This is a genomic window from Trichlorobacter thiogenes (assembly GCF_900167465.1).
Taxonomy (GTDB): domain Bacteria; phylum Desulfobacterota; class Desulfuromonadia; order Geobacterales; family Pseudopelobacteraceae; genus Trichlorobacter; species Trichlorobacter thiogenes.
Window position 1 is genome coordinate 165,971 of sequence record NZ_FUWR01000004.1, and the last position, 21,144, is coordinate 187,114.

Genomic DNA, 21,144 nt, shown 5'->3' on the forward strand with positions numbered 1-21,144 from the left:
CTATGTTTGAACGCTTAAAAGCCATGCTGATCAAGGAATTTATCCAGACCTTCCGTGACCCACGGATGCGGGTGGTGCTGTTTATTCTGCCGATGATCCAGACCGTTATCTTCGGCTATGCGGTTAATATGGATGTGCGTCAGATTCCCACGGCGGTGATTGACCGGGACAACTCCCCTCAAAGCCGTGAGCTTTTGACGGTGATGTTTGCTTCCGGTCATTTTCGTCAGGTGGCCAATCTGGATGATGAACGTCAGGCTTCCAGGATGCTGGATTCCGGCAGGATACGGGTGGCTATCGTCATTAACCATGGTCTTGCAGAAAAACTGGGGCGAGGCCAGACCGCCAACGTACAGGCCTTGGTGGATGGTTCTGACTCCAATACCGCCGGGGTGATCCTGGGCTATCTCTCCCGCTTTGCTGAGGCCCGCAATATTCAACTGCTGTCGGAGCAGGCGTCCCGTAGCGGTGGCCCGTTGCTGCCCGGTGCAGTGCGGATGGAGAGCCGGGCCTGGTTCAACCCGGATCTGGCCAGTCCGCCGTTCTATGTGCCAGCGGTAATCGCCAACATCCTCTACATCATCACCATGCTGCTGTCGGCCATGGCGGTGGTGCGCGAGAAGGAGATCGGCACTATTGAACAGGTGATTGTGACCCCGATCCGTAAGTATGAGTTCATTCTGGGCAAGACCTTGCCGTTTGTGCTGATCGGCTATGCCAACGTGTTCCTGATCAGTCTGGTGGGCTGGCTGGTCTTCCGGGTGCCGGTGCGGGGTAGCCTGTTGCTGCTGGTCGTGGCCACTGGCCTGTTCCTGATGAGTTCACTGGGTACCGGTCTGTTTCTCTCCACCATCAGTCAGACTCAGCAGCAGGCCAAGATGTCGGCATTTTTCATTATCTTCATCGCCATGCTGCTGTCCGGCTTCGCCTTTCCGGTAGAGAATATGCCGGAACCGGTGCAGTGGCTGACAGAGATCAATCCGGTACGCTGGTATATGGAGATTATTCGGGGGCTGTATCTGAAGGGGGTTGGGTTGCTGATTCTTTGGAAACAGGTGCTGATGTTGTTTTTAATCGGCAGTGTCGTGCTTGGGGTTGCGGTGGCACGCTTCAGGAAGACCGTGGGTTGATTTTGTTCTGGTTGACAAGCGCAGGGTGACTGGTTAAGGTCATTCGGCTGATTTGCATCATAATCTGACGAGGTGATACATGAAAAAGATGGTGCTGTGTCTGCTGTTGGTTAGTTGTCTGGTCTGGAACGGTGCGGCCCAGGCTGCCGATGAGATGGACCCTAAAAAACAGGCTGAGCTGATGGAGAAAATCAAGAAACTTGAACAGCAGATCACTGAATTGACGGCTCTTAAATTGAAAAAACAGTCGATACCTGCCAAGCGTGAGCAGTGCATGAAGGTGGTGGGCGTTGAAAGCTACTGTACCTGCGTGGTGGAAAAGCTGCCCGCGTCAGTTGATTATCGCCAGTTTGTGCAGGTCCTGCTGACCCCAGCCAAAGAGTTGGGCTATGATGCAATGTCAACCGAGCAGAAAAAGGACCTTGATCTGGCACTGGTGGCGTGGGCCAAGTGTGTTGATTACAAAGGGCCTAAAGGTGCTGGTTTTATTGATGGTATTATGAATCGGGATACCTTGTTCTAGGTTTACTGATTGTTTTTGGGCGTGCTGTTGAACAAAAAGGGGGATACCGGTTTTCGGTCTCCCCCTCGCTTTTTCGTGCTATAGCTGGTGCTACTTCTGGTAGCCCAGCTTGGTTGAGATCTCTTCAGCCGCCTTGATTGCCAGTGGGAGCAGTTCTTTGCTGACCCGTTCGTCTGAAAAGCGCATTGAAGGGCCAGAGATGCTGACAGCACCAATGATACGACGGGTATAGTCCCGGATCGGCGCACTGACACACTTGACCCCTTCGTCAAGCTCTTCATTGTCAATGGCATAGCCCTGTTCTGCAATCTCAGCCAGCTGCTTTTTCAGTACCTCGCGGTCAGAAATGGTGTTGGCGGTAAATTTTTCCAGCTCACGGTTCGGCAGGTAATGATCAATTTCCTCGCCGCTCATATAGGCGATCTGGACCTTGCCAGCAGCGGTGCAGTAAGCAGGCAGCCGTGAACCAACCCTGGGAACGACCCGAACGGTCATGGTGGTTTCAACGCTGTCCAGATAGATGATGTGGAAATCTTTCAGTACCGCGACATAGGTGGTTTCGTTGCAGGTTTTAACCAGGTCCTCAATGACCGGTTTTGATTGGCGGAGCAGGCCCATCTGTTTGATAAAGGTTTGCCCCAGTTCCAGGGTCTTCAGGCCCAGTCGGTAGTTCTCGGTAACTTTGTTCTGCTCAATGTAACCACGGGATTCAAGGGTTGCCAGCAGGCGGAAGACGTTGTTTTTGTGGAGTTTAAGCCGCTTTGAAAGCTCTGTAACGCCCAGTTCGTCCGTTTCTCCGTGGAACTGCTCCAGCAGATCAAGGGCGTGGGACACAGCCTGAATAAGATATTCTGATTTTTCTTTTTTTGCCATTGGTGTCGGTTCCTGAAGGGTTAGGATGGTGAAGTTTACTACTACTTAACTTACTGTTGGGTCTATTATATAGAATCTTGTTTTATAATTGTCAAGTATGAATAATTGCATTATATTTTTACCACGAAGTCGGTCTGTATTTCGTGCTATCTGCCTAAAAATAAAACAAAGCGGAGCGGGCATGCTGAATTTAAGAAAGAAAATTCTGGTTGCAATTGATGGTTCTCCTTATTCGGATAAGGCCGCTGAAGAAGCGGTGCGGATGGCAGCAGGCAACCGGAGCCAGTTTAAAAGCAAGGTCTTTGCCTTGCTGGTGGTCCCCAATGCCCAAAGCTCAAGCTATTCTGACTTTGTTCCGGTCAAGCCGCTGACGGAGACCGAACAGTGGGATGATCTGCGTAAACGGATCTTCTATATTGTAGAAAAATCTGCCGCTGAATATGATGTGCCCCTTGAGATGATAGTTGAGGCAGGCGAACCGGCAGAAAAACTGGTTGAGTTTGCCAAGCAGGAAGGGGTAGATGTAATCGTAATCGGCAGTTCCGGTAAAGGATTTCTTGAACGCCGTCTGAAAGGGTCTGTCTCCCGCCGGGTTGCTGAGTTGGCTCCCTGTTCTGTCTATCTTGTCCGGGCCTAATACTATTTTGGGGGCTTCCCCGTATTTATATCTTGAAAGGTGTTGTGATGTCTCGTTTTCTGCTTGTCCTGTTGCTGCTGGTCTCGTTGTCTTCTCCTGTTTTTGCTGCTGTTGCCCCTGACGTTTCGGTTCCCATCCTGCTGTACCATCGTTTCGGACCCACGGTGGCCGATGGCATGACCATCACCACCCCGGTCTTTGAATCCCATATGAAGTACCTGCATGACAACGGCTACAAGGTGATTCCCTTGCGTCAACTGGTGCAGTGGTACCAGGGCAAAGGTGCTGCTCCGGCTCCAAAATCTGTTGTTATTGTTGAGGATGATGCCCACAAAACGGTCTATAGCGACATGCTGCCGATCATCAAAAAATATCGCTATCCGGTTACCATTTTTGTCTATCCGTCAGCCATCTCCAACGCCAAGTACGCCATGACCTGGGATCAACTGCGCGAACTGAAGAAGACCGGGCTGGTTGATATCCAGTCCCATACCTACTGGCATCCCAACTTTAAGCGTGAGAAGCGGAAGCTGGCTCCGGCAGCCTATGACAAGCTGGTGATGGAGCAGTTGCTGAAGTCCCGTAAAAAGCTGGAGCAGGAGGTGGGCGGACCGGTGGATCTGCTGGCCTGGCCGTTTGGCATTTATGATGATCACCTGCTGCAGAAGGCAAAGGAAGCCGGGTTTGTCAGTACCTTCTCCATCGAGCGCCGCCATGCCACGGCCAGAGAAAAGCTGCAGATCCTGCCCCGTTACCTGCTGATCAATGCAGATAAGGAAAAGGCCTTTGCGCAGTTGATGCAGGGGAATGCGGTTAAAAGGAATGTGGCCTATTGAACAAGGATGAGCCTGCCAAAAAACACCCCTGCCCGGATTGTCGCTTCTGTCAGTGGTGTTCCGATGATCGTTGCAACCTGTGCCTCAGAAAGGATTGCTGCCGCAAGCAGCTTTCCCAAGCAGAACAGATTGCACTGTATGAGGCGTTGAACAGCAAGCAGCAAACAGACTCCTAGCCCTATCATCTTAAAAGCTGTTTTTACCGCAGCGTACGCAGAGAAAAACAGAGGAAAAACAGTTAAATAAATCTAAAATCCTGTTCTTCTCTGCGAACCTCTGCGTCCTCTGCGGTAAACTGCTTTTTATAGGATCATTATCCTTTCAGCTCCGTCAGAAAATCAGACATACGTTGTATATCCTCCAGATCCCTAAACTCCCGGTAACCGTCAATGCCATCAGAATCAAAACCGCGATAATAGAGCGGTCTGGCGCTCTTCAGGCCTGAAAGCGCCTTGCCGGTGGCATAAGTTTCATCTGATAGTCTGTCTGCCCTGAGCTTCAGGCCCAGTACAATACTGAATCCCAACTGAAACAGTCGTTTCAGATGTTCGCCGGTAAGGATTTCCGCCCCTTTGCCTTGATCCCCGTTGCACAGGTACTCAAGGGCGATATTCAGATAGCCGTACACCCTTTCAACCACCGCCCGCATATAATCCGTGTCAGCGAGATGTGCCTGATCAGCCACCAGTGCCGTGTTGATAAGGTAATTCAGCTCCATCCTGAAAAGATCCGAATCAACCAGCAGGATAACCTGCTCCAGAAAGGTGTTTCCGGCCACGACGGTTCTGGGAAGACTGGTTGATTCAGCTGATTGAATCAATACTTTGTCACAGCCAGGGATAAACGTCTCCGGGTTGATGCGGGAATAGATTTCAAGCGCCTCGTCATAGGGGGGGAAACCCAGGTCTGCAAGGCGCCCTGATTTCAGGTGGTAGCACTCTTCTTCTGATTCAGTATCAATTTCACCGCTGACACTTTCCATCAGGGCAACGTAAAGGCGATTGTCGTAACGGCAGACCAGTTCCAGAAAGGAACCGATTATCTGGGCATGTTTCTGGTTCTTGAATTTGATCAGGAACAGGTCATCAAAGGTATGATCCCAATCGGTTTGACGTTCTTCATCAGTATTAAGATCGCCTACGCCTCCTGTGACAATCAACTCCCTCCCCAGAAAGAGCGAGAGCAGGTTAAAATCCAGATGGGGCAACAGCTCTATGAAATGCTCATCAGAACCTTTCAGGATATAGCCAAGATACTCAACCGCCTTATCCTCTTCAAGCGCCCAGCCCCGCCAAAGTTCCATGTCCAGAATAAAAACGCACTGACGTGGATTTGCCACACCCAGCAACTCCATTGCATCAGCAACGTCAATCTCCTTGAACAACCAATACAGCTCCTGGGGCAGCATCGCCCGGATCAGCTTCTTTGCCTCCGGGTCGTTTAAAATCAGTTCAATTTTATCGGTGGGGGGCAGGCTGGCGAGATAGGCACGTTTGTCTTCAAAAGGCAGCTTGTAATACTCTTCTTCGTTGCACTGCAGGCGGTTGTCTGTAGCAACGGTTGATATGCTCTGTTCCATCTATTGTATTCTCCTTGAAATGCCAAGTCCGGCAGATTTTGGCATAGTAGCATGAATACAAAGCATCCGTCAGAAGGATTTAATCATGTCAGGTGCCACTTCTAGTGAGTCAAGCAACCACAAAAAATGGCGAGTCCGAAGACTCGCCCATTACACCACCAAAAGAGACGTTGCGTTTTAAAGGTTAAAAATGAACTTCGAAGGTGCCATAGATGTCGTGAGCATTCTTTACTGCTCCCTGAAGCAACATGGTGTTAGCAGTAATATCAGAAATTTTGATCGGAGCTCCAACCCAGTTGTTGCTACCAGTGTACTCAAAATCATAGTACTGGTAGCCTAACTTAAAGAAGGTCTTCGCAAAGAAGGAGGAGATTGGTTTTAGATCAATCTCTTGAATAATGTATGGCTCATAGACCTTGCCACGGGTACCCAGCTTGGAGGTCCACATGTCGTCTGCAGATGGGTCGAAGGGAATCCAGTTCTTGGTGCCATAGTTGAATTCAAAACCAAGCTTGGTTTTGCTGGGGAGGTCATAACGTACACCAGCGAATACTGCATAACCGGTTTTGTCTGATGGGGCTTCAGGACTCATAAAGCCACCTGTCAGCAAACCTTGGAAACCAGCATTGGCAGAGACAGCAGTTGTTGGGTGGGTCACGTTCATGCCGCCATCCAAGAAGAAATTCAGGTCACCGGGGCCAACCTTTTTAAGGGACGACATGACACCGATTCCATACCAGTCGATGCTACCCAAGTTTACTGATGGTGCCGTATTGCCAAAGGCAGTGTTATTCATGGTCGGGAAGTCAAAGATATTAAAGCCACGGTTCCACTGTAACCAGACGCGCAAAGGGTCGGTATCAACCGGTATCACTGCTACGCCCATCATATCCGTGTCCTTCAGACTACTCTTGTTGGGGGTATTACGAAAACCTGATTCAAAAGCGCGACCATAGCAAACCTTTGCGTAGAATCCTGGAAGGAAATCGATATCAGGTGCATACCCCAAGGTCATACCGTCAAAGGCATAGTTGACCAGCAGGGCCGGGGTACCACCGTTACCGGGACGCTCGTTGTTGGACTTCAGGTTGGTAGGTGCGCCGTCGGTGGCAGGACGACGGCCAACCGAGAACCAGACCGGTTGATCAAGAATGTTGCTCCAAGTGGCGTAGGCGCGGTCCACATTCAGGTAGCTGTTAGACGGCACATGTCCGAGGGTACCATCAAATATACCCGTGCGGTCAGCAAAATAGGCGTTACCGTTAACAGCCTTGTCATCCTGGTTGCCAAAGGACTTGTACATACCCAGCCTAACGTTGACGGTCACGTCCTTGGTGGCCTTGGCCTTCAGATCAAGGTTAAACTTGTTGCTATACATGGTTTCATTTTGGATTTTTGCAGCAGGGACTTGAACAACCCCAGCTGTTCCCATCATGGCTTGAAGTGCCATGCCATAGGTATTAAGGAAATTAGCAGCAGCACTGTAATTGGTAAGCCCCATCATGCTGGTCATAGTCGTGTAAGGAGTCGTGTTGCCTGAAAAATATTGCATTTGAGCATACATCTGCATGTTCTGCATAGTGCCATAAGCGTCGGAATATGCAGCTGTTTTACCATGTAGGCTGTCCATCCTAAACTGATAGTTACCACCAATCTGCAGCCATTTACCCAGGGACTTGTCTTCAATTTTCTGAACCTGCCCCTTCAGGTCTTCCATCTGCTGGGACAGCCTGTCAATCTTAACCTGCAGATCAGCCTCTGCAGCCATGGCGCCAGCCGGGATGGCCAGAGCAAGTACGGTGGATAGCAACAACTTGTTTGCTTTACGCATGTTTCGCCCCTTTCGCGGAAATCAGGTGGTCTTGCCTGACAAATTTTGCGTTTTAACGGTGTAATGGCTACTGGTTACTTGCAACCTGCGTGATCATGACCTTATTAAATACGAGGGGTTGTTGTAGGGCAATTGATGTGCGACGAACGGGAGATTGTTGCGATAAACGGTAGCAGGAAGGGATGAACAGTAGTCTACATCTGTTTAAACAGGTGTGAGAAGGCACGGCTTACGGAGAGCGTTTGATTGGATCCGGCCAGATGGACGTTATAACTGCCGGTTAATGAGCGTTTCACCATTTCAATTTTGGTGACATTTACAAGGGTTGCCCGGTGAATTTGCCAGAACTGATCAGGGGAAAGTTCGTCAACAAGTTCCTTGATACTCTTTTTGATCAGGAACTCTTCTTCCCCGCTCCTGACCGTGGTGTATTTATCGGTTGACTTGAAATAGTCAACCTCTTGCACCGATATAAGTCTGATCTTGTCTTTTTGGCCCACTTTAATCCATTGCAGATATTCACGGCCAACGGATTGTGCAGATAAAGATAATCTGGCGAGTATGGTATCCAGTTGCTGCAGGGAGGTTGAAATGGCCGGCAACCTGGATTTCAGCCGTGCTACCATCTTTTCCAGTCTGCTGTCGCTCACCGGCTTCAGCAGGTAATCCACTCCTCCGGCCTCAAATGCCTCTATGGCGAACTTGTCAAAAGCGGTGATAAAAACCGGCAGGCATCCCTTGGGGAGTTTTCCGGCAACTTCTATTCCGGACAGCCCAGGCATTTTGATGTCCAGAAATGCGATATCGGGTTGCAGTGCAGCCGCCAGTTTCAGCGCATCCAGACCGTTACTGGCCTCGCAGGTGACGGTCATCTCTGGCCACAACAGGGATAATCGTCTTTTTAAAAAGGCCCGTAATGGTGCCTCGTCATCAGCAATCAAGGCTGTGACTGTCTTCATAGCGGGACTTCTATCATCGCGAGAACACCGCAAGGAAGATTCTCCTCAAGTGTTAATTTGCCTTTAGAGGCAGAAAACATCCGAATCCTTTTGCGTACATTTTCCAACCCCACTCCGTTTCCGGTAGAACTTTCGGATATTCCTCTGCCTGAATCAGATATGGCAATCCTCGCCATATCCCCGTCAATTTCTCCCTTAATGATCAGGCTGCCCCCTTCCAATTTAGGTTCAAGCCCGTGTTTGATTGAATTTTCAACCAGCGGTTGTATCAGAAGAGGCGGGATCTGCTTGCTTAAGAGAGCATCAGGCATATCGATGGAATGGCTTAAACGATCTCCCATGCGCAGTTTTTGGATCTCCAGGTAGTTTCTGATTAAGTCCATCTCTTGGGAAATGGGAACGGTTGTATCTCTTGCAATATGAAGGGAACCTCTCAAAAAATTGCAAAAGTGGTCAAGCATCCCTTTTGCTTTATCGGGGTGTGTGTCGATGAGGCTCATTACATTTGAAAGCGTATTAAAGAGAAAGTGGGGCTCGATCTGGGCCTGGAGTAGTTTAAGTTCCATCTCAACGGAGATACTCTTCATGTCGAGATTAATAAGCCTTTCCTCCATGATCAACTGTTTTGCTTCTGAGATGCTCTCGCCAGTCTTGAAAAAGAAAACAATGGAAGAGCCAAAAAAGGCATTGAGGAAAAGCATCCTGAGTAAGGTGCCAATATGCTGATTGAAAGGTGATACCAGTTTACCCTCTGTGAAAGCCGTGAAAATGACCGCTCCAATAAGGGAGCCTAAGAGCTGAATTGTACAGAGCCTTAGGAGCATGGCAGTGACGGCTGCAGGTTTGGGTAGTGAGTTTGACCAGAGTAGGAGGAGAAAAACGGGCCCGGCGGCACAGCTGCAAAAAAGAAGGGCATCAAAAAAACTTGTTTTAAAGCCGAAAATGTACAGTAAACAGGCTATCAGACAGCCGTATAGCATGAATGATGCGAGTTTTTTCCAGGTCAGCTTGCAGTCCACAAGGAGTGTTGGTGTTAGTTGTGGCTGGTGAAAAATGTTTTTATCAGCCATAGAGCCAGCTCCTGATGTCGCTACATGGAGAAGCAGGACGCAGGTAGCGCCCTGCTCTGTAATTGGTCTACAACAGTTTGATTCCGGCCAGTTCCTTGGAGCGCTTGACTGCCGCGTCCACCGCATCCATCAGCAGGCCGTGCAGTCTGCCGTTTTCCAAGGTATGCAGGGCGGCAATGGTGGTGCCGCCGGGGGAGCTGACCCGGTCCCGCAGCACTGCCGGGTGTTCGTTGCTTTGCTGCAGCAATTGAGCAGAGCCCAGTACAGTCTGGACAGCCAGGCCGGTGGCGATATCCCGGGGCAGACCGTTTTTTACCCCTGCGTCTGACAACGCTTCGATGAAGGAAAATACGTATGCCGGGCCGCTGCCGGAAATGCCGGTGACGGCATCCATCTGGCGTTCACCCACCTGATAGACCGTGCCCACCAAGGCAAACAGTTCTTTGGTCAGCTCAAGATCGGCTTCAGTGGCCCGTCTACCGCCGCAGATGGCGGTGGCGCCGGCCTGTACCAGTGCCGGGGTGTTGGGCATGGCCCGTATAACCCGCACGCCGCTCTGCAGCGACTCTTCAATGATGGTGGTGGAGATACCGGCCATGATGGAGAGCACCAGTTTTTGCGGGGTAATCGTGTTCTCAAGTCCCGAAAGCACGCTGGCTGCCATCTGGGGCTTGATCGAGAGTATGATCAGGTCTGCTTCCTGGGCAACTTCACTGTTTTCGTCAGTGGTTTTGACTGACAGAGTTGAGGCCAGAAGCGCGCGGCGATCCTGTACCGGGTCTGCAACAATAATGTTGCGCGGCGCCATACCACCGGCGATCAAGCCTTTGATGATCGCCTCTGCCATATTGCCGCCACCAATAAATCCTACGGTGTTGTTCAGTAGCATTATGCGCCTCCGGTTCTGCTTTCAATCGATGTTGGCTGAGCCAGTTCAGATGTGGGCTTTTTGTCGCTGGTACTACTTTTGGTGATCAGCATCACCCCGACACAGACCAGAGCGATACCGCCCCAGCGTAACAGGGAAACCTCTTCATGCAGGATGTATTTTGCCAGTACCGCCACCAGGACGTAGTTAAGGGCCTGCATCGGCAGGGCTACTGAAAGGTCTTCCCAGGAAAGTACGGCCAGCCAGAGGAAGAAGAACAGAGCCAGCATGGCGGTACCCACCACAATCTTCCATTCGGTCATGGCCCGGAAGGCAACTTCCATGATGCCGCGCAGGTTCATGGTGGAGAGGTCTCCCAACTGTTTCATCCCTTTGGCCAGCAGGATGTCGCCAACAGTACCGGCAGTTACTGCAATCAGCATAATGACAATGGTTTTAAGCATACGGTTTGGATTCTCCGCGATAGTTTGTTAAGGCTATATCCAACTGCTGCAGCCGTTCCCGTACTTTTGGTGAAAGCAGGGCAGCCAGCTCTTCTGCATGTTGGTAATCAGGCATCCGGCGGCTGATTACAGCATCCGGCAGGCAGCCGGGGTGAAAATAGACCTCTGTTGTGCCCGGTTGCAGCCGCTCAATGACCGCCAGCAGGTACTCTTCGGTCATGCAGCCGGAGTTGAGCACCCCCTTGACCTCTACGGCGGTCTTGATCTCCTGGCGCTTGAAGGTGGTTTCTGCATAGTGTGCCAAGCTGCCAAAGATGGCCCGTTCAACCGCCTTGCCCACCATGCGGGAACGGTTAAGTCGCAGGTTTTCAAACAACCGCTCACGGGTAATCCTGAAGCTGGTGATGCCGTGCAGCGGCATCAGTTCGGTCAGCAGGGTAAAGACCGTGGGGTGCATCTGGATATTGAGGTGGCCGTCAATGTGCGAAAAGGGGAGGCCGGTCTCTTTAACTTTAAGGATCTGGGCCTCTATCTCGCACCGCAACTGCATACGGATGGTTGGATCAAAGAACAGCTTCATCCCCACCGCCACCGGGTTGTCCGGGAAACAGCCGTTGGCAGCAACCAGTCCGGGGATCATCTCAGGTGGCAGCACCGGTTTACCCTGTACCAGGGTCAGGTGCAGGCCGATCTGCAGGCCTGGATTACGTCTGGCAACCTCCACCGCCTCATCAAAGGCATCGCCTCCAGCCATCAATGATGCCTGGGTTAGAATCCCCTGCTGCCAGGCCTGTTCCACCGCCCGGTTGACCCCGGAGGAAAGCCCGAAGTCATCGGCATTGATAATCAGCTTTCGCAAGATTGGCCTTGTTTCCGTTTCTGCATATAGGCCAGGTACTGCTTGCCTTCTTTCAGCAGCTTGCGGCGTTCCTCGCCATCCACAATCATCTTGCCGATGCTGCGCAGGATGTACTTGGGACGGAAGTAGAACTTGTCGTAGAACTCCTCAACTGAATTAAAGATCTCGGCGTTGCTCAGGTTAGGGTAGTTGATCACGCATTTCTGGTGGCCGGTGCTGTCGATAAAGTCATCGGAGGCGATCCAGCCCTGCTCTTTGGCCAGGGTATAGAACTCTGTGCCGGGGTAGGGGGAGGCCAGCGAGGCCTGAATGGAGTTCAGGTCCAGCTGTTTGGCATAGTTGATGGTTTCCTGAATGGTTTCTTTGGTCTCGCCCGGCAGGCCCATGATAAAGGCGCCATGGACTGACAGGCCCAGTTTTTTGCAGTCTTTGGTAAACTGTATCGCCTGCTCTTTGGTAACACCCTTTTTGATGTTCTTCAGGATCGGTTCATTGCCGGTTTCATAGCCCACCACCACGTGACGCAGGCCGGCTTCACGCATCACCTTCAGCGTTTCATAGTCGCAGTTGGCCCGGGCATTGATGGTCCAGGAGATCCCCAGCGGCTTGAGCAGATTGGCTACATTGCGGGCATGTTCCCGGCTGGCAGTGAAGGTGTCATCGTCAAAGGACAGCTCACGCATCTCCGGGATATTATCCACAATCCATTTCACCTCTTCGTACACGTTTTGAGGTGAACGAAGGCGCATCTGGCGGCCGGAGAAGGTCTGGGGCCAGAGACAGTAGATGCACTTGGAGGGGCAGCCCCGGCTGGAGTAGATCGAGACATAGGGGTTTTTAAAGTGGGGGATCACATATTCCGAGATCGGCAGATCTCGCTTGTAGATCGGCGCCACAAACGGCAGGGCATCCAGGTCTTCAATCAGGGGGCGATCCGGGGTGTGGATGGTCTTGCCGTCCTTGATAAAGCTGATGCCGTCCACCTTGGACCAGTCGCGCCCTTCACACAGTTCCTTGGTGGAGTAGTCAAACTCGCCACGACAGACGATGTCGATGATGCCGTTACCGGCCTTCAGCGATTCTTCCGGCAGGATGGAGACATGGGGGCCGGTCAGGACAGTGACGATATCCGGCTTAACCTCTTTAATCCGCCGGGCGGTTTCAATATCAATCGCCAGGGTGGGGGTGGAGGTGTACATCACCACCATATCAAACCCTTTGGCAATGGTCAGGCAGTCTTCCAGGGTGAACTTTTGTACCGGGGCATCCACCACGCGGCTGCCTTCAATCATACCGGCAGGAAAACAGAGCCAGGTGGGATACCAGAATGAGGTGACTTCCCGTGATGCCTGATACCGGGCACCAGCGCCACCATCAAAATCCTCAAACGTGGGAGGGTTAAGAAAAAGCGGTTTCATTACAACTCCTTGGCGGTTGCTAAAAGAGAGATAGAATAGGAGCATAGTATTAAAAAGTCAAGTTAGATCGATACTCTTGACTTTTTCAGGGGCTGCTGCATCATGGTAAAAAGTTATTCATAATCGGGGGTGAGTCATGAAAAAAAGGATTGTAGGTCTGGCGGGTATGATGATTGTGTTGAGTACAGCATGGTGTGGGGCAACTGAGTTGAAGGGAACCCAGATAAAAGGTACGCCGGGGCATGATGCCCAGATTGTCAGTGCAACAGTTAAGCTTGCCAAGTCTGCGAAAGTGGATCGTATCGAGGGAGGGAAGGAAGGATTGTGTATTCAGTCTCCTGCAGAACAGCCGTTGTGTGGTGCGCCGTTTGAGTTGATCGGTAAAACACTGAAGCCTGGTAGTTATGCGGTCTATCCTAATATTCCTGAGGGTAAGGAGCGGGCATCGGTAACGGTGCATTTGAAATAGCTTTAGCCTGGTCTGGTATTGTTGCACAAAGGGCAGCCGATTGGCTGCCCTTTGTTTGTTTGGTGTTACTTCTTTTTTGGTTCTGGTTTGGCTGCGGTCTTTTTGTCGTCCTTTTTGGCTTGCTTGGCAATGACCTTGTCCTTGATTTTTTCGTAGACCGATTCAGGTAGCACTTTTTTAGATACCAGCTGGGTCTTGTTGGCGTAGGGGCGGTTAACCACAATCTTGGCTATGTAGGCGTCGCCAAGGCCGGGTATCGCCTTCAGCTCTGCATCGCTGGCGCTGTTGATATCCACCAGTTCCTGCTTGGCAGCAGCTTTTTTGCTGTCTGCTGGCTTGGTTGCTTCAGGTTTTGCCGCAGGGGGTGTCTTTTTTGCCGGTTCAGCCGCCAGGCTGAGGGCAACAGAAAAGGTCAGCGCAACAATGGTGGTGATGGCCTTGATCCAGAGTGTTCTCATGTGGTGGTTCCTCCTTGGTGTGGGGATCTTCTGCTGCCGGTTGTAGCAGTCGTATCCGGTAGCTGTCAATTTGATTTTTAGGTCTGGAACCATTGTTATTCTGGCTGTTTCTGGGTTTTTTGCAGGGCCATCTGGCGGCTCATTTGGTGGAGCCGTCTCTCTACTGTTGGTGTGGCGCGTCAGTCCGTCTGTTGCAATGCATCAATGTTGCATTGCAACAGACGTGGTTGCGTCAGACAGGGAGGCTTGTTGCATAAAATAGTCTGGTGTTGCTGTTGCATGTGCAACATATCTTTGGGCTGCTGATTCGTTTGTTGAAATAAAATGCAGGATAGCGTGTTGATTGTTAAGTTATTGTTATTATTTTGTTTGTAAAAATAATTTGGGTTGGATTGGTTTTTGGCACGAGCCTTGTAATGGTAAAATCAAAAGCAAGGCACCCGGAAGTTTCCGGTTCACCCATTACAAACGGTTCTAAAAACCAAAGGAGGATGTCATGAAAGCAAAAACTAATTACTCGGTCCTGTTGGCAGAAACCACCGCAAAAGGTAGCTTGGCAATTTTCGCTGGCGCCGTACTTTTCCTGGGCGGTTTTGTTACCTGGTCAGCAGCAGGGGCAATCAGTGGTCTTGTCAGTCTGTTCAACTAATTAACGTAGCGTTAAAACCAGCGCACACCGGAGGATACCATCATGAAAGCAAAAGTTAGTTACTCTGATCTTAATGACCGTAAATATATTGGCAGAACCCTGGTGGTCTTCGGCATGTTTGCCGCCGGCGCTGCCCTCAACATTGTCTGGCCAGCCCTTAGCCACATTGGAAGCCGATTGATCGGTTAAGAAAAAAGATCTCTTGGTTGGTCTTGAGACAGGAAAGGCCCGGTTTGTAACCGGGCCTTTCCTGTCTTTTTTCTTCCAGCTTGTCAGGCAAGTTAAAAACATGCTATACAATCGGGCCTTTGTTGCACATTCAAGCCATGAGGAAGGAATTAACATGAGTCACCAGCGTAAGCCAGAGATCAACTTTAACTACATCTACAACTATGCCTACAACCCGGTCTACGCCAACGGCGTGCAGGGCGGCTTTACCCCCCGTGGCGAGCTGGTTGCCCATTTTTATCAGGAGCGCCCGGCTCTGCCAAAAGAGCTGACCCATGAAATCAGCCCTGAAGGTGGTATCGGTGCCCTGGTTGACTCTGATCCCAAAAATCTGAATGGCACCATGGTTCGCTTTATTGAAACCGGTGTTACCATGAATTTCCAGACCGCTGCCATGGTGCATGCCTGGTTGGGTGAGCAGTTGGGCCAGATGCAGGCGATTATGAAGGCACAACAGGAGTTTATGGAAGGCGGCGCTGCAGAGGCTGCACAGGAAGGCTAGGGACAGGCAGCTGTTGTCCCACATGGGTATGCCTCTTTGTCAGGCATAGGAATGTAAGAGATGGGTTGCCCCTTGGGGTGACCCATTTTTTGTGCTCAGGTGATGAACTGATTTTGGAGTGCCTGTACATCCAACGCTGGTTGCTTATGCATGTAATGTCTGGTTGATGCAACTGCAGCGGTAGCCTGCTGCTTGCTTGTTGCTAAAATTACAAGACTTTCTGTGGCTGTTGATTTTGGTCTGCTCTGTGCAAAGAGGTTGTTCGGATCGGTATTTGATTTACGAGTGAAAGGAGTTTGTATGTCTCGACGTCTGTTTGTGCCGTTGATGGCTGCGTTGCTGGTCATCGCAGCTCTGGGAGCTGTGGCAGCGGTGAAAATCACTGAAGCGCCTGCTGTTACGGTTGTGCCGGAGGTGTATAAGAGTGGTGATGAGGGGTATTTCAGGATTGTGGCGAAGTTGCCAAAGGGGGCTTCAAAAGAGTACCTTTCACTTGTGCCGCAGGCTGAAGAAGGAGATCTCTTTCTGCTAACCATGCGTCCGGTTGTGGCAAAACGGGTCGAACATAAGCACGCTGATGATGACGATGCTGCACAAGGTCCGCCTGATCAGGTTGGAGATGCGGTTACCATTATCGGCCGTTACCTGAAGCCTGGCCCGGCCCGTCTTGCTATCCGCAGCCGCAACACCAAGGGGGACCTGCTACGGCTGACCTTTACCCTGCCTGGCGGTGACGTTACTGCAGATGCCACCATACGGACAGAATGGGCCAGGCAGTACCAGTGGTCACTCTGGGCGTCGGACCCCAATGGTGAAGACCCGTACACCCAGTACTGGAATCTGGCGGTTGCCCCCCGCTACGGCCTTGAAACCCGCTACCTGGGCAGCAGAAGCCGCTCCCGTCGTGAAACCCCTGACCTGTACAGCGTCTTTACCGGCGCTGCAGCCATTCAGGAAACGCTGCAACTGGAACTGTTGAATACAACTCCCCGACGTGCAACAACGGACAAAACAGCGGTCAAAGTTGTTGAAAATGTCCCCCTTTCAACCCTGCAAGGACCACAGGTGAAATCCCACCCCTTCAAGGAGATGCTGAAGGGGAGAACCCCGTCATTGCCAGCGCTGGCATCGTACATTCCTGATGATCAGTACGGGGTGTTCTTTGCCAATATCAACAAGCAGATTGAACTGGCTGATCTGATGGATGAATGGGGCGGCAACCTGCTGCGTCAGGTGGAAAGCAGTGCCCAGGATTTCAAGGTGCGGGAAAAGGTCAGCAAGCAACTCTGCCTTGAAAACAGCATGCTGACCAGGATGTTCGGTGATCGGGTGGTGGCAGATATGGCCATCACCGGCAGTGATCCTTTTTTGAAAGAGGGGACGGCCATTACCGTCCTCTTTACCCTCAAAGATGCAACACGTTTTCGCAAGCAGATAGAGAAGCATTATTCCGAAGCAGCCAAGACTCGTGGTGCTGTGCGCTCTGAATTTGTTGCAGCTGGCAAGCGGGGTATGGCGGCAGTAACGCCAGACCTGCGAGTCTCATCCTATCTGGTGATTGTGGGCAACCTGGGGGTGGTTTCAACCAGTAAAGCCGCCCTAGAGCGGATCTTGGCTGTAGAGGCAAAGCAACAGCCAGCCCTGGCCCAGGCTGATGACTTCCGCTACATGCGCACCATCTTCCCGCAGGATGCCAAGGAAGAGGATATCTTCATCTATCTTTCTGATGCCCATATCCGCAACCTGGTGGGGCCTCGCTGGAAGATTGCAGAAGCCCGTCGGATGCAGTGCAGCGCCAACATGGGGCTGATCGCCAATGCCCGGCTCTGGTTCAAGACGGAAAGACGGCGGGAGCCCACCATGGAGGAGCTGGTGGCAGGCGGCTATCTGGGCAAGAATCCGCCGGTCTGCCCAGAGCATGGTGCCTATGCAATCGACACACAGGGAGAAGTCTATTGCCCGGTGCATAACCGTCCCGGAAAGCTGACGCCGCTGAATGAGCTGAAACTTGCCACGGTGACCCCTGCTGAAGCGTCGCAGTACAAGGATTTTGTTGCAAACTACAACCGCTACTGGACTCAGTTCTTTGATCCGATCGGTATTCGGGTCAAGCTGGGCCAGAATATCCGTATCCAGACCTGTATTCTGCCGATGATTGAGAACTCCTGGTATGACGGCCTGGCTGCCTTCTCTGGCCGTACTCCTGGTCTGGTGACCGACAGTGCCGTGTTGCCCCGTACCGTGCTTTCCCTGCGTGGCCACATGGCGCAGGATTGGCTTGAAAAAAGTGTACTGGGCGATAAAAGGGTCTATCGGAACAACCTGAAGCTGGACTGGCTGGGGAATGAGGTTGCCATCAACCTGTGTGACGGCCAGATCCTCTTTAGCGCCGATGGTAGCGCTGCAGGTCTGTTGGGACGGGAAGTGGGGCGTTCTTCATCACTGGAACCGCTGGTGATCGGGTATCTGGCCTCGGCCATCAACCTGCCAACCTATCTGACGGTAAAAGTCAATGACCCGAAAAAAGCTGAAAGATCCATTCCAGAGCTGTTCCGCTCCATTGGCCCTAAAAACTCCGGTCGTGATGAGCTTTCCCTGGAGACCTATACCCTGGAAACCCATCGTGGCAAGCCGGTCTATGTGGCCAACTTTACTCTATTTGTGGTCAAGCTGCGGCTCTATGCCGCTGTAGTGGATGACCGGCTGGTGATCGCCTCCCGGCGGGATATCGTGACCGATCTGCTGGATGCCTCGGCCAAGGGAGCGGCCAAGAAGGTGGTAAAACATGAGGGGAATGTGGAGCTATCAGTCTATCGCTCTGCCTTCAAGCAGTTGGAAGAGGCCTCCAGTATCAGTTATCAGGAGGATATCCGCCATGCCTGCCAGAAAAACCTTCCCCTGGCTGCAATCCTGATGCGTAACCTGGGTGTGCCGTCAACCGGTTTTGGTTCCACCTCAGAGGCGTTGCGCGGCTATCAGCCCTACTGTCCGTCAGGTGGCACCTACAGCGTTGATGAAGCCACCGGCGCGGTTGTCTGTTCAGTCCACGGCAACCGGCATAATCCCAAACAGCCGGCCTTCAGTGATCAGAGCTCGCCCACCATGCGGCTGATCAATTCACTGGATCGGGTCAATGCCCGGCTGACATTTACACCGGAGGGGTTGATGACTACCGTGGATATTCAGCGGAAGCCGGGTAAGTAGTCCTGGTAGCGTAGTAAGGTTTTGGGGATAAACGAACGGGGCATCTGGATGGATGCCCCGTTTGATCATTGGTTGTGAGCTGTTGGCAAAATTCAGGCCTTAGTCAATTTTGATATAACAAGCCTTTGGTGTGCCGGGGGCTGGATCACCAAACACGGCGTTATTACAGGTAATGCTGTTTGTCTGGGACCGGTAGGCCCAACGGTCACCTGCGCCATAACGGATCTCACGGGTGCCGCGAAATCTGCAGTTTTCACCTTCACCAGCGCATCTTTCCCAGCGAACCTGATGATGGCCTCTGTCCGGCCCTCTGAAATCATCATGACCTCTATAGTCATCTTTCCTGTTATCATTGTTTTTGGCGCGATAAATATTTCTTTCCAGTCGATCCAATTCATTATTCAGGCGTTCTTCATCATCGCGTATTTTTTTAAAATCACCCTTCAGCCGACGGGCTTCATCTCGAGTAATGTCGCCGGATTGAATCCCTCTGTCTATCTGTTCGTAGGCACGCCGTACCCTTTGCTCAATTTCGCTGGCATGAGACGTTGCTGAGAAACAGAGAACCGAAGCCGCTACAAACATAATAATACGACTGATTTTCATGATGTACCCCTTTCCGTTTTCAGTTAGTAAAAGTCATATTTAAAAATAATAGCAGGTTGTGAGTGTTACGCAATCATACGAAATGCGATTTTGAATAATCGAGAGCGTGAATTATCAGCCGTTCAACAACTTGACCGTTGCCCTGCCGTCGCCATAGTAATCAATCATATTCAGGCAACCGTAATTCTGCTCAATGTTAAACATGCTGGCCAGCGGTGCGCCGATGGCGGCCAGCAGGATGATCCGGTTAACCCCGCCATGCCCCACCAGCAGGATCTCCTGTCCGCGATGCCGTTCCAGGATTTCCCGTACCACCGGCATCAGTCGGGCCTCTACATCCAACAGATTCTCACCTTGGGGTACGCGGTAGTTAACCAGATCGTTCAGTCGGGCCTGCCACTCCTCCGGCCAGCGGCTCTGGATCTCCTGCCAGGTCAGACTTTCCCAGACCCCGATATTTACCTCACGCAATTCGGGGCGGAAGGTAGGCTCTATCCCAAACTGCTCACAGATGATGCCGGCGCCGATCCGGCAGCGGGTCAGGTCGCTGGAGTAACAGGCTGAAATATGGCTGTCAGCCAGCCGGTCTTTCAGTAGATGGTACTGCTCAACACCAAGGTCGGTCAGGGCAACATCGGCATGGCCGTTGTAGCGGCGTTGTTCAAAACCTGCCACCTGGCCATGCCGGATCAGGTGGAGGCGGGTCATGCTGTTCATAGGTACCTCGTCAGTAATGTGGTGGTTGCCGTCAGGGTCAGCAGGGCCAGCAGTTCAGCGATTTCGCTGCTGAAGCCGACGATGTCTCCGCTGATCCCCCCCAGACGGCGGGTGAAGTAAGATTTAACCCCAATGCCCCAGACAGCGCACAGGCAGAGGGCCGCAATTCCGGCGGAGTGGCCCAGCAGCCAGCAGAGCGGGATGGTGCAGGCTGCTGCCAAAGAAAATTGGGCGCTGGTGATGCCGGAAAGGAAGCAGGCCCCCAGTCCGTCGCTGCGGGCAGCACGGGCATTGGTCATGACCAGCACCTGGGTAAAACGGGCCAAGGCAGGAACCAGCAGGAGTGCCGGTCGTTTGAGATAGATCGGCAAAGCCAGCAGGGCGGCATATTTGAGTAGCAGCAGCAGAATCAGCCCCACCGCCCCGATCGCCCCCACGCGGGAGTCCTTCATGATCGCCAGAAAACGCTCTTTGCTGCCCCGTGCCGCCAGACCATCACAGACATCAGCCAGCCCGTCCAGGTGCAGGGCTCCGGTGATGATGGCCAGTAACGCCACCAACAGCGCATCGGTCAGGTGACGGGGGAACAGCGGGGTCAACGCCAGATCAGCCAGCAGCAGCAGCCCGCCGATGGTTAGACCTACCAAGGGAAACCAGGCGGTTGAACGGCCCAGGTCATCGGCATCGCACTGCTTAGGTGAAGGAACCGGCAGGATGGTCAGAAATTGGAGGGCGATGAGATAGCGGCGCATGATCGGGGCAGTGTGCGTCAAGCTGCGTGCTGCGTCAAGTACCAGTTGCAGCAGCTTTTAACCAATAAAAAGCATTTGCCACAGAGATCACAGAGGTCTCAGAGGAAAAACAGGAAGATACAGCAAACAACCTGATCCCTTTTGGGTGATCTGCTAAAAATAGATTTTTATTGTAGTTCTCTGTGTTGCTCTGTGCCCTTGTATGTTCAGCGTGTAGCATCTAATGTTCTTTCAAGTAGCCAGGGAATGACAGCTTGATCGTGTTTTGGGACACCAAGCCCGTCACAGAGCGTAAGGCGTCATTCCCTTCCTCCCAATAGCCCGAACAGTTGACTGGGGACCATCTGGATCCCGCATTCTGCAAGAACGGGAAAGGAGAAAGACTATGGGAAAGAATCTGTTTATCGGCATTGATGTTTCTAAAGCTATTCTTGATGTTGGTGTCATTCCAACAGAAGAAGTAAAACGTTTCACCAATGATGCTGATGGTTGCAAAGCGCTTATCTCCTGGC

22 protein-coding genes are annotated in these 21,144 nt (G+C 51.8%); 9 read left to right on the plus strand and 13 right to left on the minus strand.

The annotated features are described in order from the left end of the window. Window positions 1–2 precede the first annotated feature (2 nt). A complete protein-coding gene (locus B5D39_RS05800; RefSeq protein ID WP_078789449.1) occupies window positions 3–1,130 on the plus strand; it encodes an ABC transporter permease in 1,128 nt (375 codons plus the stop codon). A 79-nt stretch (window positions 1,131–1,209) separates the two neighbouring features. Beyond that, window positions 1,210–1,653 (plus strand): hypothetical protein, encoded by a 444-nt coding sequence (locus B5D39_RS05805; RefSeq protein ID WP_078789450.1) that lies wholly within the window; start codon window positions 1,210–1,212, stop codon window positions 1,651–1,653. Window positions 1,654–1,743: 90 nt separating this feature from the next. Here B5D39_RS05805 and B5D39_RS05810 read toward each other — a convergent pair whose 3' ends face one another. Further along, complete coding sequence (locus B5D39_RS05810; protein WP_078789451.1) at window positions 1,744–2,526, minus strand: IclR family transcriptional regulator; 783 nt, start codon at window positions 2,524–2,526, stop codon at window positions 1,744–1,746. A gap of 181 nt (window positions 2,527–2,707) precedes the next feature. Here B5D39_RS05810 and B5D39_RS05815 point away from each other — a divergent pair, with 181 nt between their 5' ends. After that, the gene (locus tag B5D39_RS05815; RefSeq protein ID WP_078789452.1) at window positions 2,708–3,163 is read left to right on the plus strand and encodes a universal stress protein; all 456 of its coding nucleotides are present in this window, start codon (window positions 2,708–2,710) and stop codon (window positions 3,161–3,163) included. Between the two features lie 47 nt (window positions 3,164–3,210). Then, window positions 3,211–3,999 (plus strand): polysaccharide deacetylase family protein, encoded by a 789-nt coding sequence (locus B5D39_RS05820; protein WP_078789453.1) that lies wholly within the window; start codon window positions 3,211–3,213, stop codon window positions 3,997–3,999. Window positions 4,000–4,312: 313 nt separating this feature from the next. On the opposite strand, the gene B5D39_RS05830 is transcribed toward B5D39_RS05820, so the two are convergent. The 8 genes from B5D39_RS05830 to hpnJ form a co-directional block, all read right to left on the minus strand. Beyond that, window positions 4,313–5,578 (minus strand): DUF6178 family protein, encoded by a 1,266-nt coding sequence (locus tag B5D39_RS05830; protein WP_078789455.1) that lies wholly within the window; start codon window positions 5,576–5,578, stop codon window positions 4,313–4,315. A 184-nt stretch (window positions 5,579–5,762) separates the two neighbouring features. Next, window positions 5,763–7,409, minus strand: coding sequence for a DUF3373 domain-containing protein (locus B5D39_RS05835; protein ID WP_078789456.1), 1,647 nt, complete (start codon window positions 7,407–7,409; stop codon window positions 5,763–5,765). Between the two features lie 194 nt (window positions 7,410–7,603). After that, a complete protein-coding gene (locus tag B5D39_RS05840; RefSeq protein WP_078789457.1) occupies window positions 7,604–8,368 on the minus strand; it encodes a LytR/AlgR family response regulator transcription factor in 765 nt (254 codons plus the stop codon). Then, complete coding sequence (locus tag B5D39_RS05845) at window positions 8,365–9,438, minus strand: sensor histidine kinase (RefSeq protein WP_161947428.1); 1,074 nt, start codon at window positions 9,436–9,438, stop codon at window positions 8,365–8,367. The genes B5D39_RS05840 and B5D39_RS05845 overlap by 4 nt, the downstream gene beginning before the upstream one ends. Window positions 9,439–9,505: 67 nt before the next feature. Beyond that, a complete protein-coding gene (gene proC, locus B5D39_RS05850; protein ID WP_078789459.1) occupies window positions 9,506–10,327 on the minus strand; it encodes a pyrroline-5-carboxylate reductase in 822 nt (273 codons plus the stop codon). After that, on the minus strand, window positions 10,327–10,770 hold the full coding sequence (locus tag B5D39_RS05855) for an EamA family transporter (protein ID WP_078789460.1): 444 nt from the start codon (window positions 10,768–10,770) through the stop codon (window positions 10,327–10,329). The genes proC and B5D39_RS05855 overlap by 1 nt, the downstream gene beginning before the upstream one ends. Beyond that, window positions 10,763–11,629 (minus strand): hopanoid biosynthesis-associated protein HpnK, encoded by an 867-nt coding sequence (hpnK, locus tag B5D39_RS05860; protein ID WP_078789461.1) that lies wholly within the window; start codon window positions 11,627–11,629, stop codon window positions 10,763–10,765. Before hpnK ends, B5D39_RS05855 begins: the two co-directional genes overlap by 8 nt. Next, the gene (gene hpnJ / locus B5D39_RS05865; RefSeq protein WP_078789462.1) at window positions 11,617–13,047 is read right to left on the minus strand and encodes a hopanoid biosynthesis associated radical SAM protein HpnJ; all 1,431 of its coding nucleotides are present in this window, start codon (window positions 13,045–13,047) and stop codon (window positions 11,617–11,619) included. Before hpnJ ends, hpnK begins: the two co-directional genes overlap by 13 nt. Before the next feature lie 136 nt (window positions 13,048–13,183). Here hpnJ and B5D39_RS05870 point away from each other — a divergent pair, with 136 nt between their 5' ends. Next, a complete protein-coding gene (locus tag B5D39_RS05870) occupies window positions 13,184–13,516 on the plus strand; it encodes a hypothetical protein (RefSeq protein ID WP_078789463.1) in 333 nt (110 codons plus the stop codon). 65 nt (window positions 13,517–13,581) lie between these two features. Here the strand turns inward: B5D39_RS05870 and B5D39_RS05875 are convergent, their stop codons facing one another. Beyond that, a complete protein-coding gene (locus B5D39_RS05875; RefSeq protein ID WP_078789464.1) occupies window positions 13,582–13,974 on the minus strand; it encodes a ComEA family DNA-binding protein in 393 nt (130 codons plus the stop codon). A gap of 496 nt (window positions 13,975–14,470) precedes the next feature. Between B5D39_RS05875 and B5D39_RS17100 the strand changes: the two genes are divergently transcribed. From B5D39_RS17100 to B5D39_RS05885, 4 genes are all read left to right on the plus strand, one after another. Continuing rightward, a complete protein-coding gene (locus tag B5D39_RS17100; RefSeq protein WP_167370380.1) occupies window positions 14,471–14,623 on the plus strand; it encodes a hypothetical protein in 153 nt (50 codons plus the stop codon). 42 nt (window positions 14,624–14,665) lie between these two features. After that, a complete protein-coding gene (locus tag B5D39_RS17105) occupies window positions 14,666–14,812 on the plus strand; it encodes a hypothetical protein (RefSeq protein WP_167370381.1) in 147 nt (48 codons plus the stop codon). A gap of 154 nt (window positions 14,813–14,966) precedes the next feature. Then, window positions 14,967–15,353, plus strand: a complete 387-nt coding sequence (locus tag B5D39_RS05880) for a hypothetical protein (protein ID WP_078789465.1) — start codon at window positions 14,967–14,969, stop codon at window positions 15,351–15,353. 300 nt (window positions 15,354–15,653) lie between these two features. After that, a complete protein-coding gene (locus tag B5D39_RS05885) occupies window positions 15,654–18,557 on the plus strand; it encodes a hypothetical protein (protein ID WP_078789466.1) in 2,904 nt (967 codons plus the stop codon). A gap of 99 nt (window positions 18,558–18,656) precedes the next feature. On the opposite strand, the gene B5D39_RS05890 is transcribed toward B5D39_RS05885, so the two are convergent. The 3 genes from B5D39_RS05890 to cobS form a co-directional block, all read right to left on the minus strand. Next, on the minus strand, window positions 18,657–19,163 hold the full coding sequence (locus tag B5D39_RS05890; RefSeq protein ID WP_078789467.1) for a hypothetical protein: 507 nt from the start codon (window positions 19,161–19,163) through the stop codon (window positions 18,657–18,659). A 114-nt stretch (window positions 19,164–19,277) separates the two neighbouring features. Next, window positions 19,278–19,880: an alpha-ribazole phosphatase gene (gene cobC / locus B5D39_RS05895; RefSeq protein ID WP_078789468.1), complete on the minus strand. Its 603-nt coding sequence runs from the start codon at window positions 19,878–19,880 to the stop codon at window positions 19,278–19,280. Next, window positions 19,877–20,632 (minus strand): adenosylcobinamide-GDP ribazoletransferase, encoded by a 756-nt coding sequence (cobS, locus tag B5D39_RS05900; protein WP_078789469.1) that lies wholly within the window; start codon window positions 20,630–20,632, stop codon window positions 19,877–19,879. Before cobS ends, cobC begins: the two co-directional genes overlap by 4 nt. Between the last annotated feature and the right edge of the window lie 512 nt (window positions 20,633–21,144).

Excerpts from the sequence above, each read along its gene's own strand:
- cobC (WP_078789468.1), bottom strand. The coding sequence starts at position 19,880 with ATGAACAGCATGACCCGCCTCCACCTGATCCGGCATGGCCAGGTGGCA.
- B5D39_RS05800 (WP_078789449.1), top strand. The coding sequence starts at position 3 with ATGTTTGAACGCTTAAAAGCCATGCTGATCAAGGAATTTATCCAGACC.
- B5D39_RS05820 (WP_078789453.1), top strand. The coding sequence starts at position 3,211 with ATGTCTCGTTTTCTGCTTGTCCTGTTGCTGCTGGTCTCGTTGTCTTCT.
- B5D39_RS05855 (WP_078789460.1), bottom strand. The coding sequence starts at position 10,770 with ATGCTTAAAACCATTGTCATTATGCTGATTGCAGTAACTGCCGGTACT.
- B5D39_RS05805 (WP_078789450.1), top strand. The coding sequence starts at position 1,210 with ATGAAAAAGATGGTGCTGTGTCTGCTGTTGGTTAGTTGTCTGGTCTGG.
- B5D39_RS05870 (WP_078789463.1), top strand. The coding sequence starts at position 13,184 with ATGAAAAAAAGGATTGTAGGTCTGGCGGGTATGATGATTGTGTTGAGT.
- B5D39_RS17100 (WP_167370380.1), top strand. The coding sequence starts at position 14,471 with ATGAAAGCAAAAACTAATTACTCGGTCCTGTTGGCAGAAACCACCGCA.
- B5D39_RS05880 (WP_078789465.1), top strand. The coding sequence starts at position 14,967 with ATGAGTCACCAGCGTAAGCCAGAGATCAACTTTAACTACATCTACAAC.
- B5D39_RS05885 (WP_078789466.1), top strand. The coding sequence starts at position 15,654 with ATGTCTCGACGTCTGTTTGTGCCGTTGATGGCTGCGTTGCTGGTCATC.
- proC (WP_078789459.1), bottom strand. The coding sequence starts at position 10,327 with ATGCTACTGAACAACACCGTAGGATTTATTGGTGGCGGCAATATGGCA.
- B5D39_RS05840 (WP_078789457.1), bottom strand. The coding sequence starts at position 8,368 with ATGAAGACAGTCACAGCCTTGATTGCTGATGACGAGGCACCATTACGG.
- B5D39_RS05845 (WP_161947428.1), bottom strand. The coding sequence starts at position 9,438 with ATGGCTGATAAAAACATTTTTCACCAGCCACAACTAACACCAACACTC.
- B5D39_RS05875 (WP_078789464.1), bottom strand. The coding sequence starts at position 13,974 with ATGAGAACACTCTGGATCAAGGCCATCACCACCATTGTTGCGCTGACC.
- B5D39_RS05890 (WP_078789467.1), bottom strand. The coding sequence starts at position 19,163 with ATGAAAATCAGTCGTATTATTATGTTTGTAGCGGCTTCGGTTCTCTGT.
- cobS (WP_078789469.1), bottom strand. The coding sequence starts at position 20,632 with ATGCGCCGCTATCTCATCGCCCTCCAATTTCTGACCATCCTGCCGGTT.
- B5D39_RS05835 (WP_078789456.1), bottom strand. The coding sequence starts at position 7,409 with ATGCGTAAAGCAAACAAGTTGTTGCTATCCACCGTACTTGCTCTGGCC.
- B5D39_RS05810 (WP_078789451.1), bottom strand. The coding sequence starts at position 2,526 with ATGGCAAAAAAAGAAAAATCAGAATATCTTATTCAGGCTGTGTCCCAC.
- B5D39_RS05830 (WP_078789455.1), bottom strand. The coding sequence starts at position 5,578 with ATGGAACAGAGCATATCAACCGTTGCTACAGACAACCGCCTGCAGTGC.
- hpnJ (WP_078789462.1), bottom strand. The coding sequence starts at position 13,047 with ATGAAACCGCTTTTTCTTAACCCTCCCACGTTTGAGGATTTTGATGGT.
- B5D39_RS05815 (WP_078789452.1), top strand. The coding sequence starts at position 2,708 with ATGCTGAATTTAAGAAAGAAAATTCTGGTTGCAATTGATGGTTCTCCT.
- B5D39_RS17105 (WP_167370381.1), top strand. The coding sequence starts at position 14,666 with ATGAAAGCAAAAGTTAGTTACTCTGATCTTAATGACCGTAAATATATT.